1 pseudogene is annotated in these 259 nt (G+C 45.6%); it reads right to left on the bottom strand.

What is annotated here, in order from left to right:
- Positions 1 to 52: 52 nt before the first annotated feature.
- Positions 53 to 259 (bottom strand): annotated as a pseudogene (locus AB4653_RS20835) (PfaB family protein); the annotation flags it as partial.

Below are 259 nucleotides of genomic sequence, written 5' to 3'. Positions count from 1 at the left end.
TTGCACTTTACTTGTTGTTTGTTCTGAGCCTGATACTGGTTCGATTGAGAACTCATACTAGCTCTCCTTGATGATTCACTGCGCTGCCTTGAGACACACCACTTAATTGCTTAGCGGTGGTGATCTGTTGTTTTAGCCCTTGAATAAGTGGCTCGACAGACAGTGGAATTTGATGAGTAATGAGCTGACCAATGCATTTGATGAGCGTGACAACATCGTCACCGCCTTTGGCATTGGAAGCGATTGTGCAGTACTGGTC

The organism is Vibrio sp. 10N.222.48.A3 (genome assembly GCF_041475345.1).
GTDB lineage: Bacteria > Pseudomonadota > Gammaproteobacteria > Enterobacterales > Vibrionaceae > Vibrio > Vibrio tasmaniensis_A.
Note: the sequence above shows the minus strand (reverse complement) of the source record. Positions and strands in the feature narration are given on the sequence as shown.